The organism is Romboutsia weinsteinii (genome assembly GCF_002250835.2).
In the GTDB taxonomy this organism is placed as follows: domain Bacteria; phylum Bacillota; class Clostridia; order Peptostreptococcales; family Peptostreptococcaceae; genus Romboutsia_A; species Romboutsia_A weinsteinii.
Genome location: NZ_NOJY02000017.1, coordinates 20673 through 37295 on the forward strand (window position 1 = coordinate 20673; position 16623 = coordinate 37295).

The 16623-nt window shown below is 28.4% G+C and carries 17 protein-coding genes; 7 read left to right on the top strand and 10 right to left on the bottom strand.

Translation table 11 applies throughout. The annotated features are described in order from the left end of the window. Positions 1 to 11: 11 nt before the first annotated feature. Complete coding sequence (locus CHL78_RS11020; RefSeq protein WP_158540683.1) at positions 12 to 1892, top strand: PAS domain-containing sensor histidine kinase; 1881 nt, start codon at positions 12 to 14, stop codon at positions 1890 to 1892. Between the two features lie 105 nt (positions 1893 to 1997). Then, the gene (locus CHL78_RS11025) at positions 1998 to 2189 is read left to right on the top strand and encodes a hypothetical protein (protein WP_094366939.1); all 192 of its coding nucleotides are present in this window, start codon (positions 1998 to 2000) and stop codon (positions 2187 to 2189) included. 92 nt (positions 2190 to 2281) lie between these two features. On the opposite strand, the gene CHL78_RS11030 is transcribed toward CHL78_RS11025, so the two are convergent. The 3 genes from CHL78_RS11030 to CHL78_RS11040 all read right to left on the bottom strand — a co-directional run bounded on the left by CHL78_RS11030 (position 2282) and on the right by CHL78_RS11040 (position 6232). Beyond that, the gene (locus tag CHL78_RS11030; protein WP_094366938.1) at positions 2282 to 3184 is read right to left on the bottom strand and encodes a glycyl-radical enzyme activating protein; all 903 of its coding nucleotides are present in this window, start codon (positions 3182 to 3184) and stop codon (positions 2282 to 2284) included. Between the two features lie 15 nt (positions 3185 to 3199). Next, positions 3200 to 5572, bottom strand: a complete 2373-nt coding sequence (locus tag CHL78_RS11035; protein WP_094366937.1) for a glycyl radical protein — start codon at positions 5570 to 5572, stop codon at positions 3200 to 3202. Between the two features lie 177 nt (positions 5573 to 5749). Further along, on the bottom strand, positions 5750 to 6232 hold the full coding sequence (locus CHL78_RS11040) for an LURP-one-related/scramblase family protein (RefSeq protein ID WP_094366936.1): 483 nt from the start codon (positions 6230 to 6232) through the stop codon (positions 5750 to 5752). A 132-nt stretch (positions 6233 to 6364) separates the two neighbouring features. On the opposite strand from CHL78_RS11040, the gene CHL78_RS11045 reads away from it, so the two are divergent. Then, complete coding sequence (locus tag CHL78_RS11045) at positions 6365 to 6802, top strand: DUF2871 domain-containing protein (protein ID WP_094366935.1); 438 nt, start codon at positions 6365 to 6367, stop codon at positions 6800 to 6802. Between the two features lie 10 nt (positions 6803 to 6812). Here the strand turns inward: CHL78_RS11045 and CHL78_RS11050 are convergent, their stop codons facing one another. From CHL78_RS11050 to CHL78_RS11065, 5 genes are all read right to left on the bottom strand, one after another. After that, positions 6813 to 7634 (bottom strand): metalloprotease family protein, encoded by an 822-nt coding sequence (locus CHL78_RS11050; RefSeq protein ID WP_094366934.1) that lies wholly within the window; start codon positions 7632 to 7634, stop codon positions 6813 to 6815. Positions 7635 to 7746: 112 nt separating this feature from the next. Further along, positions 7747 to 7926, bottom strand: coding sequence for a hypothetical protein (locus CHL78_RS20765; RefSeq protein ID WP_158540684.1), 180 nt, complete (start codon positions 7924 to 7926; stop codon positions 7747 to 7749). A gap of 91 nt (positions 7927 to 8017) precedes the next feature. Continuing rightward, a complete protein-coding gene (locus CHL78_RS11055; protein WP_094366933.1) occupies positions 8018 to 8380 on the bottom strand; it encodes an HIT family protein in 363 nt (120 codons plus the stop codon). 143 nt (positions 8381 to 8523) lie between these two features. Beyond that, complete coding sequence (locus CHL78_RS11060) at positions 8524 to 10185, bottom strand: NPCBM/NEW2 domain-containing protein (protein ID WP_116041473.1); 1662 nt, start codon at positions 10183 to 10185, stop codon at positions 8524 to 8526. Positions 10186 to 10432: 247 nt separating this feature from the next. Continuing rightward, positions 10433 to 11365, bottom strand: a complete 933-nt coding sequence (locus CHL78_RS11065; RefSeq protein WP_094366932.1) for a hypothetical protein — start codon at positions 11363 to 11365, stop codon at positions 10433 to 10435. 623 nt (positions 11366 to 11988) lie between these two features. Between CHL78_RS11065 and CHL78_RS11070 the strand changes: the two genes are divergently transcribed. From CHL78_RS11070 to CHL78_RS11080, 3 genes are all read left to right on the top strand, one after another. Next, on the top strand, positions 11989 to 12189 hold the full coding sequence (locus tag CHL78_RS11070; protein ID WP_243446417.1) for a helix-turn-helix domain-containing protein: 201 nt from the start codon (positions 11989 to 11991) through the stop codon (positions 12187 to 12189). A gap of 102 nt (positions 12190 to 12291) precedes the next feature. Continuing rightward, positions 12292 to 13332: an HNH endonuclease gene (locus tag CHL78_RS11075; protein ID WP_094366930.1), complete on the top strand. Its 1041-nt coding sequence runs from the start codon at positions 12292 to 12294 to the stop codon at positions 13330 to 13332. Between the two features lie 82 nt (positions 13333 to 13414). Next, the gene (locus tag CHL78_RS11080) at positions 13415 to 13723 is read left to right on the top strand and encodes a nucleoside triphosphate pyrophosphohydrolase (RefSeq protein ID WP_094366929.1); all 309 of its coding nucleotides are present in this window, start codon (positions 13415 to 13417) and stop codon (positions 13721 to 13723) included. Positions 13724 to 13761: 38 nt separating this feature from the next. Here CHL78_RS11080 and CHL78_RS11085 read toward each other — a convergent pair whose 3' ends face one another. Continuing rightward, positions 13762 to 14391 carry a DUF4352 domain-containing protein gene (locus CHL78_RS11085; protein WP_094366928.1) on the bottom strand — a complete coding sequence of 210 codons (630 nt, stop codon included), beginning with the start codon at positions 14389 to 14391 and terminating at the stop codon, positions 13762 to 13764. A gap of 291 nt (positions 14392 to 14682) precedes the next feature. Here CHL78_RS11085 and CHL78_RS11090 point away from each other — a divergent pair, with 291 nt between their 5' ends. Beyond that, positions 14683 to 15558 (top strand): DNA-3-methyladenine glycosylase family protein, encoded by an 876-nt coding sequence (locus CHL78_RS11090; protein ID WP_116041475.1) that lies wholly within the window; start codon positions 14683 to 14685, stop codon positions 15556 to 15558. 222 nt (positions 15559 to 15780) lie between these two features. Here CHL78_RS11090 and CHL78_RS11095 read toward each other — a convergent pair whose 3' ends face one another. Next, complete coding sequence (locus CHL78_RS11095) at positions 15781 to 16461, bottom strand: hypothetical protein (protein WP_094365960.1); 681 nt, start codon at positions 16459 to 16461, stop codon at positions 15781 to 15783. Positions 16462 to 16623: the final 162 nt, after the last annotated feature.

The following is a 16623-nucleotide window of genomic DNA, read 5'->3' on the forward strand; positions in this document are numbered from 1 at the left end:
GGGGATTTATTTTGAAACATCAAAATTACATAAATATTATTGATGCAACTCCAATGCCTTGTATTTGGGGTGAACTTAAAAAAATAGATAGTAAAAAAAATCATGAGTTTAGAATTTTAGGGGCTAATAATTCAACAAGTAATTTATTTAATTTAGATAAAAATAAAATAATTGGAATGGATATTTTGGATTTATTTAAAATAACAAATCCAAAGCACGCTGATTTATCAAAACTAATGAACAAAGAGAGATATTCTATTGATGAATATATTCCTGCTTTGAATTTATATTATAAAATTGAACTGGATATGATAGATAATAATATATTCGTTATATGGCTAGTAAAAAGCTATCAGTTCGATAAATATATGCTAAATTTACTAGATAAATTAGGTTGTATGACATGGGTTAAAGATGTGTCTGGAAGATATATAAAAACCAATATAGCATCTACACTATTCCCAGGCACTTTAAGTAGTGATTTAGTAGGGAAAACTGCTTCAGATTGCTTTATAAAAGAGCAAGCTGCTATTCTTGACAAAGATCATAATAGATTGATTTCTGGAGAAGTTAAATCTATATCAAAATTAATATTTCTTAATGGGATATGTTATGATCATATCTCATTTCCTGTATATGATATAAACAATAAAATCATAGGTACTGTAGGATTTGCCAATGAGGTAGCTGATATTATAAGCTCCAACAAAGATTCACACTCACAAAAGAAACTTATTGAACTAATAGGAGATAATATACCAGACCACATATTTTTTAAAGACGTTAATGGCGTATTTATATATTGCAACGAGTCTTTTGCCAAATATAAAGGACTAAAAAAAACTGATATTGTTGGAAAAGGTGAATTTGAAATTGAATCTAATATGTCACCTTGTAAGCATATCTCTCAAGATATGGAAGTTATAGAATCCAGAACTGAAATAGTATATGAGAATGATATTACCTTAGAAGATGGTAAAAAAATATATATGGAGACTATTAAAGTTCCTTTTATTGATAAAAATGGTATAGTAGGCGGTGTACTTGGTATATCAAGAAATATATCTAGTAGAAGGGAAAGCGAACTAGAACTAGATAGACTCAGAATGGAGTTTTTTGCAAATCTTTCTCATGAATTTAGAACACCACTTAATTTAATATTTAGCTCTATACAACTATTTGACAGGAAACTATCTGATATCACTAATAATGTTAAATGTTTGAACTGCTACAATAACATCTCTTATAAATATCTAAATATTATGAGGCAAAACGGCTTTAGATTGTTAAAGTTAGTAAATAACTTAATCGATTTAACTAGATTAGATGTTGGTAGCCTAGAATACAGTCCAGTAGATTATAACATAGTAGCCTATGTAGAGGATGTATTTGAATCTGTGGTTGATTTTGCAAAGCTAAATAAAATTAAAATGATATTTGATACTACTATTGAAGAAAAAATAATAGCTTTTGATTTGGATAAAATGGAACGTATAATACTAAACCTTCTCTCTAATGCAATTAAGTTTAATAAAGATAATGGACATATATATATATTCATTGACTGTGATGATGATTTTGTAAAGATACAAGTTAAGGACACCGGCGTAGGTATACCTAATGATAAATTAGGCGAAGTATTTGAGAAATTTAGACAAGTGAGCAATAGATTTACAAAAATAAGCGAAGGTAGTGGTATAGGTCTTTCTTTGGTCAAATCTTTGGTAGAGCTTCATAATGGTACTATAGAAGTTGCTAGTGTCTTAAATGAGTATACTATTTTTACAATTAAAATTCCAAATGTAACTCTTAGCAAGCGATCTAAAAACATTGATATTTCAACACCTACTCCAAATATCGAACTTGAATTTTCAGATATATACAATATATAATTTTTATATATTGTATTTTTTTGTTTAAAAACCATTTTATGGTGTATATATATACTAAGCACAAATTTTATATTATTTGCAAACAAAATATGGAGGTATTTAATTATGATAAAAGTATGTTCAACATGTTCAGGACTAAGTGTAGAGGATTTAAAGAAAGCTTTATTAGGTGAAGAAATAGAAGATGGTTGTATATATGAATGTGGATCAGAATTCACAGGATATGTAAACGATGAGTTAGTTACAGCTGATTCAGAAGAAGATTTCGTAGCTAAAGCTAAAGAACTTACAAAGTAGTCTTATAATTTAGAGATATCTAAATTTTAAAGGAGTATAGATAGATTTGATTTTATTCAATCTTCTATACTCCTTATTTAATTTACTGTATATTATTTATAATCTACTATCTTAACTCCTATTGATTTTATAAGATTAGTCAATTCAACTATTCTTACTTTGCTTGGTGCTTCATACTCATAAATATAATCATCAAGACCTAGCATCTTGTACTTATCTATTCCATACTTATGATATGGTAAAAGCTCTATTTGAGGTATCTTTATATTAGTCTTTACAAAGTTTGCTGTAGATTTTATATTTTCAATATCATCATTAATACCTGATATTATAGGTATTCTAACTACTATAGATTTGTTCATTTTACCTATATTTTTAATATTTTCTAAGATTATTTTATTACTTACTCCAGTATAACGCTTATGTTTATTCTCATCCATAACCTTAATATCAACAAAAACATGGTCTACTTTCTCAAAAATATCCTTGCATTTTTCCCAATCAAAATAACCACAAGTCTCAATCGCCATATCTATTCCCTTGTCATAAAAGATATTTACCAATTCTCTTAAAAACCCCTTTTGATAGGTTGGTTCTCCACCTGAAAATGTTACTCCTCCATTTGATTCAAAGAAGAATATCAAATCCTTTTCTACCCTTTTCACCACCTCTTCAATGCTCATAGTATTAGTCATTATGCAAATAGCATTACTAGTGCAGTTTTTAACACATTCTCCACATAAATTACATTTGCTATTTATCTCTTTTCTATCAAATAAATCTTTAATATTTTGAGGGCATAGTTCTATGCATTTCTTACAGTTTTTACATTTATCCTTTGATACACCTAGTTTTACTATACCACTCCATGAATCAGGATTGGAGCACCACTTACACTTTAGTTTACATCCTTCTAAAAATATTGTAGTCCTTATTCCATCACCATCATTAACAGAAAATGGTTGTATTCTTACTACTTTACCTATATTTTTCATATTCTCCCTCATACTTTAAAAGCTACTATATGAGTTTCTGACTATAATAGCATCTTGCATTTCTTTTGATAAGTTTACAAATTGAGTACTGTAACCTGCTACCCTAACTAATAAATCTTTATACTCTTCTGGATGTTCTTGAGCCTTTAGAAGTATTTCATTAGATATAGTGTTAAACTGTACATGAAAAGCTCCTAGCGCAAAATAGGATTTTATCATAGAAGTAAGATTTCTAAGACCTCTTTCACTTTCAAGTAACTCTTGATTAAACCTTAAGTTTAAAAGGGTTCCTCCTGTGTGTACATCATGGTTAATTTTTGCTGCTGACTTCATAGCAGCTAGCGGACTTTCTGTATCAGTACCTGCAAATGGAGATACCCCCTCTGTCAAAGGCTTCATAGATTTTCTTCCACAAGGTGTTGCTCCTATTATCTTTCCAGTTGGAACATAGTTTGAAATGCCCATAAATGCACTATTAAATTTCGACCCAAATATGTCTTTATATTTTCTTATTTCTTTGTAGTAAAAATCTGATATTTCAATAGCTAATTCATCAACATAATTGTTATCATTTCCATACTTTGGTGCATTAATAGCAAGTTTTCTAATACCTTCATATCCATTCCAATTATTATCTAGAGCATCACTAAGCTCTTTTAGTGATACTATTTTTTCTTCAAATACTAGCTTTTTAATAGCTGCAAGAGAGTTTGAAACTACTCCAAGACCAATACCTGTAAGCACTGGTCCAATGTTGTATTTTGCCCCACCCTTACTTAAGTCCAATCCTTTTTCAAAACACCCATCCACACAAATAGATAAAAAGGGTCTTGGTACTATTTCCTTATGTATTTGTTGGGCTACTGTAGTACCTATTACAGAATGTCTAATTAAATATGCCATCTGTTTAAAAAATGCTTCCTTAATCTCTTCAAAACTATCAAAGTCACATATATTTTTTTCATCTAAGCCTATATGCTCACCAGTAAGCCTAGACTTACCTTCATTAATTGCATACTCAAGAGCTGCTCCAAAGTTAATATTTACTGCTGAAGTCCATTGACCTGTTTTTCTAAAATGAGGAACTACACAACCACAATTGCTCCAGTCTCTTGCATCTTCAGGATCATAGCCATCTTGTAGTAACATCTGAGCACCAGCACGGTCATTGTGTATAGCAGGAAATCCAGTTCCTTCTTTTACTAATCTAGCAACTTCCATAACAAAATCATCAGGTGCGCTTTGATGTATCCTTACACTTAGGCCAGGTTGGTGAGTTTTTACATTTTTACTTGCTTTTAAGCATAAATAAGATATTGTATTTGTTGCATCAGTTCCATTTCTCTTTCTACCACCTACTGTAAGGTTTTGAAATTGATTGTATCCTGCAAAGTAATTAGCAGTATTTGCAGATATAGTCCATACCCATTCTGATAGCTTTATCCATAATGCTTCTATTAACTCTAGGGCTTCATCCTCATTAATATTTTCATTGTTAACATCCATCTCATAGTATGGATACATATACTGGTCAAATCTCCCTAAGTTTAGAGCTAATGGGTTTTCTGATATGATTCCTCCTAACTGTACAAACCAAACAAATTGTATTGCCTCATAAAAACTACTTGGTGGATATGCTGGTACTCTTTCACATACTTGAGATATCTTTATTAACTCTTCTCTCCTCTTAGGGTATGTTTCCTTCTCACTCATTTCTTTCGCCATATCTGAGTATCTCTTAGCAAAGTTCATAAGTCCCTCCGCTACTATAGCCTCAGATTTATAAAAATCTATTTTTTCTATATTTTCTGGATCTGAAATATCAAGCTCTCTGATTTTTGCTTCTGCTTCTTCTTTTATTTTTTTATAACCCTTCTTAAATAAAATATCTTGATAATCGGGAGTAACTTCCCCAACAGCTTGTCTCCACTTAGAATCATTGTCTATTATTCCCGTGTCTATTAGAATTTTTCCAGTTTCCTCTGGTACTCTTGCTAAAAATACTTCTTCTAATGACTTACCTTTCCAATAAGGAAACACTTCTTTTCTTACAAAACCTCTTTGCTCATCAGTCATAATATATGGGTCTTGTGTTCTCTTATCAAAATTATCCATTTCCTTCTCTACCCATCTCCAAGAAAACTCTGGTGTTAAGATTCCCGTTCTCCTATGTTTTCCTGCAGTACCTACTAATAGCTCATCTTCAAAAATATTTATTGGAAGGTTATTGCAAGCATCCAAAAATGCTTTAGCTCTTCTAATACATATTGCTTGCCCCTCAGTTTCTTTGTGAGATTCTGTAAAAATTCTAGCTCTCTCATAACAGATTTTTGGTTTAGAATTAATATACTCTATCCTAAATTTCTCTATTCTCTTACTATTCTCCAATCTAACCCCTCCTAACTACTTTACTATTCTTACAATATTATTACTTCGCATAATAATATCACATAGCATATAAAAAAAATAAAAAGGATACTTGTCACTTTCTAATGCAATTCTAATGACAATTTGTTGTCTACTAGCATCTAAAAGTGACTCATATCCTTTACTTGTGTTATTAGTTTAATTAGCCGTTCTTCTCTTCTTATCTATTATATTGTCTATTATTACAACTAAAGCTAAGATAAATGCCTCATCTTCAAAGTCTATATCTACCATATACTTATCAGTTAATGCAAACATCTCTTTATTAGCACTTGCTATTACCCTATTACCTTGATAGATTTTGTAGTTGTAATCAAATATACTCCCCTCAACTTCAAGCTCTCCGTACTTACTATTAACATTAAGTTTTGATTTTAGAAAAGTAAGCTTCTGATCTACTGTAGCTATTACTTTATTATTTTCCATAATCTCGTAATTTGAAAGAAATGTAAGAAGCTTTTCTTTTACTGAGTAAAGTACTCTATTGTCTTTTTGAATATCAAACTGCAAACCAAAAGTTAAAAATTTATTATCTACAAAATATGCGTCTTCCTCATATTGATTCTTTATCCAGAAGTCTTCTTTTATCTTAAAAAATTTTGATTTCATAAAATATCTCATGAATTCTTACCCCCTACTTTTATACCTCGATAGTGATTCTTTGTTACAATTATATCATATATTTGTTAATTTAAGTTTTAAATGCTCCCATTATGTGTATAAATGATTATATAAATATAATGGGAGGTAGTTATGCAAAAATATATTAAATTATCAACTTTCTACTTAGTAGTTGGTCTATTATTGGGTGTTTTTTATAGGGAGTTTACTAAACTAAATGATTTTAGTGGGGTTACTGTATTAAGTGCAGCTCATACTCATACTTTAGTACTTGGATTTATATTCTTTATAATAGTTTTACTACTTGAGAAAAACTTTTCTATATCTGAATCTAAAAATTTCAAAGCCTGGATAGTTATTTACAATGTTGGAGTTTTAGGTTTAATATCTACTTTAGTAGCTAGAGGTGTTTTACAAGTTAACGGAAGTGAATTTGCTGGTCTTAGCCATATAGCAGGTCTATGTCATGCAATCTTAGGAGTAGCTCTTATTTGGTTTGCTGTTATAGTTAATAAGGCGGTTAAAATATACGACTCAAAGCAAGTTGATAAAAATAATGCAAAAGGATAGATTTAATAATCTATCCTCTTTTTATTTTATAAAATAAATATGAAATACACATCGTTAGTAATGCAAATGCTAGGCCTACAAATAATAAACAAGAGACATATACATTGTAAGAAAGTAAGATATCTCCAAGGCTTGAGACATTTAATTTAAATATTAAAGATATAGCTGATACTACTATTGATGTAGTAAATATACATATAAGCCCTGTACTTGAGTTTTTTAGGTCTGCTTTGCTTAAAGACATGTGAGAACTTATTGAGCACATTAGAAATATGAATATCCAAAATCTTATATTAAATAAGTTATCTAATGATAAAAACATACCTAAAAATATAAATATTGCTTCTTTTATCACTACAAATATTCCTTGTATATTATTATTTGATGAATATGTTATGAACTCTTTTATTAGAAGTATAAGCTCTGTGTAGATTTCTGGTAGTAATACCTTCAGGCATAAGCTTAAAAATACTGTTCCAAGTACCATAGGAGCTATACCTATGAAAAAATTACCTATATTTTGATATATGCTTTTTCTATTGTATGTATGGGATACATACCCAAGTGTTCCATCTTCTTTAAATCCTTCTGGAGTAAATAGCTTTACTTCTTGTACTTTGTGAGCAAATATCTTGCACATTATATAATGGCTTAGCTCGTGGATGCTTACTCCTACGATTCCTGTGAGAAGTATCCCTGTTGTACCAAATGTATAGTTTATGTATCTGATATTTTTTCTTTCTATAAGATTATAGACAAGCCCAAATAATATATATGTTCCTATGATTGAAAGTGTTAATAGTATACTAGATGTTATTATTTTTATAAACATAAATTGGTTCTCCCCTGTTTTAGTTATTTACTATAATAACATATGATTATTTTTATTTATATGTTTATTGTAAATAAAAAGCACCAGAAGGTTAGCTTCTGGTGCTAGAGAATTAATTGTATTCGTCAGTATCTATGTTGTTGTCTTCTCTATTCATATACTGGTATTTGTCCTCGTGGCACTGCATTGCAAAAGGGCATATGTCTTGGTTTAGTTTACAGCACATTCTGTAGATATCGTATACTCCATTCATGCCGTATATTTGTGATAGATCTGAGTTTAAACATCTCATTGTGAGCTCACTCCTTTAGTATACTAGGTAAGTTAATGTATAACTTATAGTTAGTATTTACTAGGATGTGAAAATCATGTATGAATATTTTTTAGTATTTCATTCTTTCAGGAATTACTCCTCTTACTCCACCTTGAGGTGCATTTGTGTCTCCCTTGTATCTTGGTATAAGGTGTACATGGACATGCATTACTGTTTGTCCTGAATCTTCTCCGCAGTTTACACCTACATTATAAGCATCTGGATTATACTTATCATCTAGTAATTTTTTACCTTCTTCAACTAAATCAAATATAGCTTCTCTTTCTTCTTTTCTTATATCAAAAAAATCTTTTACATGTCTCTTTGGTATAAATAATAAGTGCCCTTTGTTTACTGGAAATTTATCATATATAGCATATGCTAGTTCATTTTCTAATACATAGTTATTCATCTCACAAAATATACAACTCATAATATCCTCCTTTGTTTGTATAACCATTCGTTATACCATCTTTCGTAAACTCACCTATATAGTTATAAACTACTCTGATGATTTGTAACTTGTTTACTATAAAGGATTATATCAAATATATCTATATTTTGGTTGTTTTGATATTAATTATTAATAAATTTAGCGTCTCCAAGTACTCCCCAATCTCCTGAGTTTCCATTTCCACTATCATTAACAACTATTTTTAATTTTGATTCATTAGTTATATTGAAAGAAATATCTTCTTTAGGAGTATTAAAATTCATAACACCAGTACTTGCAACTAATTTATCATCTAAGTAAAACTCATACTTTACAGAGCTTGAATTTTTAGCACTACTAGTATCATTTTGTAATATTCCTACATAAGTTTCAAATTTCTTATAACCTTTATCTTTTAAATCAACTACTATCTCACCATTAGCATGAATACCTACACCTTTGTCATATGTAATTTTATTATCATCGTTATTTCTTAATATTAATTTATTAACACCATCATGCGCTACATCTCTTCTAACCGTTCCATATGAAGTTGTTGCTTTTTCCCAAGATATATCTGATAAATATTCGACATCTTTATTTGAGCTATTATTAATTGCTAAATAATAATCAGTTAAATCTTTGTATACTATGTTTCCATCTGCTTCGTAAAGTATACTTAATTTACCATCATTAAAAGATAAAGAAGAGTATCCTCCACCACTTGCATTACCATTTTCAGGGTAAGGAACACATAATTCTTTAACACCTTTAGATAAATCATCAAAATCAATCATATAAACAGTTATATTATCTCTAACATATCCACCTACAGTATTTTTAGGTGCTGAGATTAATCCTATTTGATGACCATCTGTAGCAGTAACTTTAATAAATGACCCTTGGCAACCTGATCCATTCCCAGTTGGTATTTTACCATGTAAAGGCTCATAAGTTTGCCATGTAGATCCTAAATCATAAGATATATATGATGCTCTGGAATTACTTCCATCATTTCTAGCACTCATAATCAAAGCTCCATCTAATTCAATTACCATATTTTCAGAAGTTCTTGCATCAGGTACTTTATTTCCCATAGTCCATGTTTCACCATTATCTTTTGAATATATGATTGTTGCATAATAATTATTAGAATTATTTTCTCTTAATGCGATTTGTGCCGGCATTACTATTGTTCCATCAGCCATTGTAATACCAGATCCTACACCACCTAACCATCCAATTGTATTACTTGGTTGATTTTTTATTCTTGCTGTATTTGTAGTTAAATCAACTTTATCAGACCATGTTTGTCCATTATTATCTGAGTAAGCCATTTGAACAGACCAATCACTTCTTAGAGAAGTTGTACTACTTGCCCAGTTACCATCCTTATTCCATGCTCCTGCTATTAATATAATTCTACCTGTATCTGTAACAACAGTTGTTGAATCCATTACACGAGAAAAAGTTTGGTTAATTCGATCATTTTCCATTACTGTTTGATAGTCCCATGTTTGTCCCCCATCAGTACTTCTAGCAGCTCCAATATCAATAAATGCATGATCTGCTGCACCATTATAACGAATATCTGAAAATGCTAACATTGAACCGTCAGATAAAGTTTGCATACTAGGTATTCTAAAGTACTTTGCATTCCATACATTATTAGTTCTGTCAAATACAGTTGTTTGTTGAGGTTGATTATTTGCGTTTAAATCACTTGCAAATACACTATTAATGCTACATACTGATAAAACCCCTGCCATACATAAAATCTTTAAATTTTTAACGATTCTTTTCATACCTCTCCCCTTTTGTATATAAAATATTTTATATCCTTTTACAAAATAGTAATGTATGAAAAACGTTTTCGCAATGTTTTTTTGAAATTTTTTTTTATTTTTTTATACTATACAGTAATAATAGTATATTTTAATTTATATTATACAAAATTTATTATTATTTATGTATTTTTAGCCATATTTTTACACTTCTAGTTGTTACTTAAATAATATTTAATTTAAAAAAGAAAATAATTTTCACAGTTTCCTATACATTTTTTATAAATTCATCATATTCATTTCTTGTAGCAGTAACTTCACTATTTAATTTTTCTTTATTGCTTTTTAGATTTCTCAATATATTTTCTACACTTTTTTCTAGATTACATATATTATCATAAGATTGATTGATATGTTTATCTACCGAAAGATCACTAAATATATTATCAAAGAATATATCAAATGTTTTTGTTGTAGCTGAAAATCCCACTCCACTAATATTTACATCTCTTAGTTCTTTATTAAAAGAACTTGTTAAATTTGAAATTCTAGAAAAATGCATTTGAACTTCATCTATTTTATTGTGTTTAACCATAGAGCTTAATATATCTCCACCAAATATATCAAGTGTACTCCAAGTTTTTGCAGAATTTAATAGTTTTTTAGCTTTTTCTATTTCTTCTATTAGACTATTTCCAACTGATATAGATTCATTTATTTCTTTGATTTCCTTTAGGTAGTTATCTATTTTTTCTTCTAGGTATATTATTTTGTTTTTAGTATTTTCATCTCCGCAGATATTGATTAGCTCTATTTTCTTTTTTAATAAGTTAGCATATTCTACTTCATATTTTGCCAAGCTAGTTAGTGTCTTTGTTGTTTCATTTATGCTAGATTTTATTGAGCTTACTTTAGATTTTGAGCTATCATATTGGATTTTTGCCGTTATGTATTCTTTTTCTTCTTTTTCCATTTTTTCTGCTTTGCTTCCCATTACTGTAGATATTAAGTTTGATAAAGATAGTGTGTTTAGTTTATCTACATCTCTTTTTTCTTTTATAAGGTTATTCTCTAGTTTATTTAATTCTTCTTCACTTTTACATAATTCTTTTTTTAGTTTATTTAGCTTATTTTCTAATACATATTTTTTAGCTACTTCATTTTTTGCATTGTTTATTTGTGTGTTTATTTGTTCTATCATATTTTTCTCCCCCTGATTTTGTTTTAAAACTATACCGAGCTACTTCTTGCTATTTGTTTATGGTATTGTGTTATGTAAATTTATTATTTTAAAATATACCCTTATGTCGTGATTCACGACAGAAGGGTATATAAATATCTGCCTCTTATTATATATTATAATAGTATAATAGTACCTTTTGTCCATTAATAATAAAGTCATATTAAAACTCTATTTATCAGCATTTAACGTATATCTTAAGAATAATACATTTCTTAACTGAAAACTTATCATAATACTATCTCCTTTTCTAATATATATCCATACAAAGATATCACTTATAACTTACATATTTTTATTAACCTCTAAGTCAAACTTCAATATAAGAGTCATTGAAGCTAACTTTGTCATAATTATTTCCCTAAATATGTTCATAATCCCTATGAGTAAAGAATTTATATAAATTTAATACATCTAACCTTAATATTTCAATGTATATTACATTTATTTTTATTTTAAATATATAAAAACACATATTGTGAGTTTACCTCACAATATATTCTTTCCAAATCATTTAGAATACACTCATATATTACTTTGAAGGGATTATCTTTATGAAAAAAAGAAATTGGATAGGTGAAAATTTGAAGAAAGTTCGTATACGTGAAGGTCTTTCACAGGAACAACTTATCGCTCAATTAAATTTACTTGGACTAGATTTAGACCGTACTTCTTTATCGAGAATTGAAAATTATAACAGAGAGGTATATGACTATGAGCTTGTATATCTTTCAAAAGCTTTAAATATTAATATTACTGACTTATATGATGAATTTAATTTATAAAACTAAAATCATTTTTTAATGCCCTGTATAAAGGATTTTTTATAGTCTATTTTATAGAGGCATTTTTATTATTTAACAAAATTTTAAATGCGAGGTGATAATTTGAATAAGTTTATAATAGATCAACCATCTTTAGATTCATACTTTAGAGGTATTGTGTTGTTTGGAAAAAATGCTGCTACATATAAATTTGCTCTAAGTAAATCATTAATAGAATTATCTTCTAAAGGTACTGATTTTATATCATTAGAAGACTTAGCTCTTCCATTTATAAAATATACTAATGAACATGTTTTAAATGGAAATAAACAAATAACTTCTAATTCTAGTAAATACTTTGATGCATTTGAAAAATATAATTCAAATGCTTGTGATATAGATGAAATGATAAAATTAACTATTAGCAATCCATTCCAAAATGTTATAGATAGATTTCATAATGTAAATAGTTCAGAATTAGATAAAAAATTCTATGAAGTAACAACTAAAAATAATACTAAAGGAATTATTTTAACAGATAATCTATTTCTAATAAATGAAAATAGCTCATTAGAGAATTTATTTATTGAGACAGAAGCTAGATGGAAATTAGTAGAAAACGCATGGTCTTTAAATATAAATCCTTCCATGTTAAGTGTTTCTTATGATGAATCAGATAATTCATTATTTATTAATGAAAACAGTTTAGGTAAAAGAATAGATATAACTTCTTGTAGAGATGCATTAAACGGCTATCAAAGAGGTAAATGCTTTTACTGTGGAACTGCGATTAGTGTTGATCCTGGTAGTGATAATTTGTGCGATGTTGATCATTTCATTGCTCATACAGTTCAAAGTCATATACCTGAAGATTTAAATATAAATGGTGTTTGGAATTTAGTTTTAAGTTGTAAAAACTGTAATAGAGGTACAAATGGTAAATTTGCAAGATTACCTGTATCTGATCCATATTTAGAAAAATTATATAACAGAAATGAATATTTTATATTAAGTCACCACCCCCTTAGAGAAACTTTGATAAATCAAACTGGTAAATCTCCTGGATGTAGATTATCATTTATCAAGACTATGTATAGTTTAGGACTTCAATACTTATTAGCAACATGGAATCCTAGTATTATTTATAATAGTAAAAATATATAAACATCTTAGTATATTTTATATACTGATATTATAACTTAATGATATATATAATTTTTTATAGTATTATAATTTGGAGGTAATTATGAAAATTTACGATAAATTAATTAGAGACAGAATCCCTGAAATTATAGAGGTTAGTGGTAAGAAGTGTGAAGTTGAGGTTGTTAGTGATGAAATTGCTCTAGATTATCTTTATATGAAGCTTGAGGAGGAAACTAATGAGTTACTTGAAGATAAGAATTTAGAAGAGATTGCTGATGTTATGGAAGTTTTATTTGCTATTGCTAATAAGTATGGTTACAGCGATGAAGATGTAATTAGTAAGAGAAATGATAAGAAAAAATCTCGCGGAGGATTTAAAGATAATTTAATTTTAAAAAATGTATATTAACCTATAAAATAACCCTTACAATTATTATATTATAAGGGTTATTTTATGTTAAATTTAGTTATAGTCCTATTGTAGTCATTATCATTTTCAAACAACAACTCTAACTCTCCTCTATAATTAATAGGCATTTCAAATGTAATAGTATCAACTATTTTACTATTTGATTCTAAATCTATTGTTTCAATATTCTTTGCATTATTTAAGTAGAAAACATTATATTTATTATTATTTTCATCTGTTAATATAAATTCATTTATATTTATCTTATTGGTACTATTCAGTTTATTTTCTAAGCTTAAATTTATATGTAAAAACATATTTCCTTCACTAGGTTTAATAATATGATTACCTACATCTGTAAATGCACTATCTAAAGCCATATCAACATATTTAACTGATTCAGTTTTTGAAATTATATTCGTATCGAATTTGCCGATTACTGATATAAATATTATTACTACAAAAGCATATAATACATGTTTAACCTTCAAAGTAAACACGTTTTCTTGTTTTTTAGTTCTTCTTCTATGCAACTTTAGTGTATCACTTCTTAATCTTCTCTCCCATTCCGGGGTATTCTTAGTAAATCTGCGTTCCGGAGCTATACGATAATTCCCACCGTTGTACTTTGGTGTACCATCACTCCCAATCTTATAATTTTTATACATAATTACTTTCTCCTTGAAAACTAAGTACTCATAAATTAGTTATATATAAATTATAACTAAGCTTGTACCTATCTTAGTTATAATATAATTACTTTTTTATAATAGCATAATCATTTTGTCGTATTTTGTTAGTATATGTTTTGATTTATACATTTTTTAGTTATTTAATCTAATACTGTTTCTGGCTATCTACTTTTAATTTATATAAATGTATATTATATTAGTCATTAGGTGAATATTTAAGTATTCATTTGCAAAATTAGTAATTATCTCAAATTGGAGGTTTTATAGATGAATATTTACGAAAAAGAAAATATGGTAGTAATTGAAAATATATACGATTTTGACATTAATCAAATTTTTGACAGTGGACAAGGTTTTAGATTTAAAAAACAATCAGACAACTCCTACACAGGAGTAGTAAAAGGAAAAATATTGAACGTATCACAAACAAACAATACGCTTTACTTAAAAAATACAAATATAAATGACTTCAATAACATATGGTATAAATACTTTAGCTTAGACATGAACTACTCAGACATAACAAGCAACATATGCAAAATAGATAATCATCTTAAGTCCGCCGTAGAATTTGGCTCAGGACTAAGAATACTAGACCAAGACGAGTGGGAAATCTTAATCACCTTCATTCTATCATCAAACAATTCTATCCAAATGGTAGAAAACATTATAGACAACCTATCTACTAAACATGGAGACTATCTAGGCGAATATAAAGGTAAAAAGTACTACGCATTCCCTACTCCAGAAAAACTTGCCAGCTTATCTCTAGATGAGCTTAGAGAGTGTAAAACAGGCTTTAGGGATAAATATATTAAATCAGTTGCAGAAGATGTCTTAAGTGGCAAATTTAACTTGTACGAACTTTCAAGTAAAGATACTAACTCTTGTATTAATCAACTTAAAAGTTTAAGCGGTGTAGGTATGAAAGTAGCCGATTGTATAGCCATGTTTTCTATGAGAAAATTAGATGTTTTCCCTGTTGATATTTGGATGAAAAGAGTTATACAGGAGTTCTATTTAGACACAGATATGAGTATCCCTAAGATACGAAACTATGCCATTGAAAAATTCGGTAATCTATCAAGCTTTGTACAGCTTTATTTGTTCTTCTACGCACGTGAACATAATATTGGAAAATAACTAAACACTTAAGTTTTAATTTATAAGCCACTATTTCTATAATCATTGATAAATACTAAGAGAGTGTGTAACTATACTTAAAAGCACTCTCTTTATAGTTAATTTTTATGAATACTTACATAAGATCTTTTTTTATTTTTTATTTTTATTTTTATTTTTATTTTAGTTTTTGTTTTTGTTTTCGTTTTGTCCACGTAACGTCGACGTAACGTCAGACCCTAGTTATTTACTCACTTTTGCCTCAATTATCCTAATCATGTTATCCTTATTTTCTCTAAGCTGTACCAACCTATGACCATTAGCTCCAGATGGATGAGGAAACCCTTTAAGTATCTGTTCATCTTTTAATATCCCCTTATCAACCAACACCTCAAGCACCTCAGTAAAATTTTCATAAACATACTTCATCAAAAACTCACTCTTAACAAGCTTAGGAGTATATCCAGTATAGTTATTCTCCTTTACAAATACAGAATAAGGAATCATAGAAATAGTATGTAGTAAATGATCACTTCCCTCAAACAATTCCTTACAACTATCTAATCCAAGTGACTCATTTAATTTAACCTCATCAAGCATACCTATAATATTCTTTCTAAGGCTCCCACTAAACCTTCCAGCTACCTTACACTTGTATTGTATATCTTCTATACTATCTCCTTCCTCTAAGCTCTTTCTAGCCTGAGAAATAGCTGTACTCATCTGTTGAAACCCAGGAGTTATTCCTACTATAAATACCTTAGCCTTTGGATTTACATACTCATTATGTGGAGCATAGTAAATCTCAATATTGCCTTCCTTTTCAATTAAAAAATCTTCACATAATAATTCTTCTTTAGTATATTTATCTTTAATTGGTAATTTTTTTATCTTATCTATGTACTCATTCAATGTTTTTCTCATTATTTTGCTCCCTTTTGTTTTTTTATAAATTTAATATGTTCTCTATTTTAAGAATACCCTATATAACTTTGAACTAAAACTAATAAAATCATATTTTATTTTTTCATAAAATTATTAATAAAATGCGAACCTAATAACTATCCAATATATAAACTTGTTAAA